General features: G+C 40.7%; 2 protein-coding genes. Both read right to left on the bottom strand.

Annotated elements, in window-relative coordinates:
- Window positions 1-538: 538 nt before the first annotated feature.
- Entirely contained in the window at window positions 539-1,813 is a 1,275-nt protein-coding gene (locus DB41_RS10900; RefSeq protein WP_052244044.1) for a leucine-rich repeat domain-containing protein, read from the bottom strand.
- 99 nt (window positions 1,814-1,912) lie between these two features.
- Window positions 1,913-2,760: leucine-rich repeat domain-containing protein (locus DB41_RS08450; protein WP_052244043.1), on the bottom strand; the 848-nt coding region annotated here is incomplete at its 5' end.

The raw sequence follows: 2,760 nt of genomic DNA, 5'->3' as shown, positions 1-2,760 counted from the left end.
AGATGTTGAGTCACCATTTTACTAAAGTTTACATTTTATTCCAGTTTCGAAAGAGGTCTAATATAAAAATTAAAAAAGCAAGTCAAACGAATTCGTATCCTTATCAATGAAAAACAACTCACAGATAATCTACCACGCTTTTATTTCAGATAGATTCAAGGAAAGGGGGCTTCCAGGCATTTAGGAGCAGCCACAGGTTTTGGGGATTAAGTGACACGGCAATTTTAGTTTGGTTAAAAGAATGAGATTGATTCTTTGCCTTATTTGAGAAAAACGGTTCTTTTTGGCGCTATGTTTTAATTCTTCTATCGAATGGTAGAATATAATACGCCAGTTTCTTCCTATCAAGAAAAGTTGTTCTCCCAGCATAGCAATCTGCAGAAAAAGAGAAAAGCTTCTTGTCATTATAATGTGTAGGTTATTTTAGACTTGCTTAGTTGCCGGAAGAAAAGTTGATTACTTGTTTAAAGATAAGATGGCTAAAAGTTTTTTATTTCATTTTAGCTCACCCCCAATTTCAAAAGCACTCACAACCATTCTACAATTGAAAACGCTGCCTTATTTTTTCGTCGATATCTTTCAAAGGATTTTCCGCTAATTCAAGCCTTCGCAGCTGAGACAATTGACCTATTTCTGCAGGCAGGCTTGTGAGCTGATTTTCATTTAAGTAAAGCTCTCGCAGCTCAGACAATTGCCCGATTTCTGTAGGCAGAGCGGTGAGCTGGTTTTCATTTAAGTAAAGCCATTGTAACTGAGACAATTGACCAGTTTCTGTAGGCAGACGGGTGAGCTGGTTTTTGCTTAAATTAAGCCATTGCAGCTGAGACAGCTGCCCGATTTCTGCAGGCAGAGCGGTGAGCTGGTTTTGATTTAAGTCAAGCGTTTGCAGCTGAGACAGCTGCCCGATTTCTGCAGGCAGAGCGGTGAGCTGGTTTTGATTTAAGTCAAGCGTTTGCAGCTGAGACAATTGACCTATTTCTGCAGGCAGGTTGGTGAGCTGGTTTTGATTTAAGACAAGCCTTCGCAGCTGAGACAATTGCCCGATTTCTGTAAGCAGAGAGGTGAGCTGGTTCTGATTTAATTCAAGCACTTGCAACTGAGACAGCTGCCCGATTTCTGTAGGAAGACTAGTGAGCTGGTTTTGGATTAAGTTAAGCCATTGTAGCTGAGAGAATTGACCTATTTCTGTAGGTAGAGCGGTGAGCTGGTTTTCTCTTAAGTCAAGCCATTGCAGCTGAGATAACTGGCATATTTCTTGGGGTAAATAAGTCAAGCCTACTCTAGATAAATCTAAGGCCATGATGTTTTTACCATTTTCTTCAATCCAATCTCTAAGAAGCCCTCTTTTTTTTTCTAGAGGCAAGTGCTTAATTTCTTCTCGGCTCAAGTATTCTTCCCCACCAGGAAGTTTTTTCCAAAGTAAAAGGCGATTAATATTTAAGAGATAAGAAGAGTAATTAGCCAGAGTTAAGCCTATTTTTTCTTCTGTTTTCTCTTTAAATTCCAAAGGAGAAATAGATTTAGCTAAGGTAAAAACTTGTTTAAAAACTTGATAAACTTTCTCGGTAGAGGTAAGTGCAGGATTGAGTTGATAAACTTTAGCTAACAAAAGAGTTCGCTGGGTAGTGATATTCTTCCTGGGGAAGTGAAGCTGGGCTATTTTCTTATAAAGGGAAGGCATCACTTCAGAAGCCAGCAGATAATGCCATCTTTTACAGACGCTAAATAAGGAAGGAACTGCGCAAGCCTCTAAGATAGGAAGCAGCAATTCATTAGGCAAGCTTTCAATAGATGTCGAGGAGAGAGGATGCATTTTATTTCCTTGGGTAGTGATAACTTTTCAGCATTTTTATTTTTTAAAGGCAATATAAATAAATTAAAAAAGCAAGTCAAACGAATTCGTATGAAAACGCTACCTTATTTTTTCTGCAATATCTTTCAAAGGATTTTCCGCTAATTCAAGCGTTTGCAGCTTAGACAGCTGCCCGATTTCTGCAGGCAAGCTGGTGAGCTGGTTGTTGTTTAAGTAAAGCGCTCGCAGCTGAGACAATCGCTCGATTTCTGTAGGCAGACTGGTGAGCTGGTTGTTGTTTAAGTAAAGGAGTTGCAGCTGAGGTAGCTGTCCTATTTCTTGAGGAAGAGAAGTAAGTTGGTTATTTTCTAAGCTAAGCGTTTGCAGCTGAGGTAGCTGCCCTATCTCTGCAGGAAGGCTGGTGAGCTGGTTTTGATTTAAGTTAAGCGCTCGCAGCTGAGACAGCTGCCCGATTTCTGCAGGAAGGCTGGTAAGCTGGTTGTTGTTTAAGTAAAGCTCTTGCAGCTCAGACAGTTGCCCGATTTCTCCAGGAAGGCTGGAGAGCTGGTTTTGATTTAAGTTAAGCCATTGTAGCTCAGACAGCTGCCCAATTTCTGCAGGCAGATTGGTGAGCTGGTTTTGGCTTAAATCAAACGTTTGCAGCTGAGACAATTGCCTGATTTCTGTAGGCAGAGCGGTGAGCTGGTTTTGATTTAAGTAAAGCACTTGCAGCTGAGACAATAGCCCGATTTCTGCAGGCAGAGCGGTGAGCTGGTTTTGGCTTAAACCAATCCTTTGCAGCTGAGACAATTGCCGGATTTCTGTAGGCAGAGTGGTGAGCTGGTTTTCTATTAAGTTAAGCTTTTGCAGCTGAGACAATTGGCCTATTTCTGTGGGTAAATAAGTCAAGCCTGCTTTAGATAAATCCAAAGCCGTGATGTTTTTACAATTTTCTTCAATCCAATCTT

It is taken from the genome of Neochlamydia sp. TUME1 (genome assembly GCF_000813645.1).
Taxonomy (GTDB): domain Bacteria; phylum Chlamydiota; class Chlamydiia; order Chlamydiales; family Parachlamydiaceae; genus Neochlamydia.
The sequence above is the reverse complement of the archived record's forward strand: the minus strand, read 5'-3'. Positions and strand labels throughout refer to the sequence as shown.

What these genes read in the sequence shown, in the direction of transcription:
- DB41_RS10900 (WP_052244044.1), bottom strand. Translation starts at nt 1,813, where the DNA reads ATGCATCCTCTCTCCTCGACATCTATTGAAAGCTTGCCTAATGAATTG.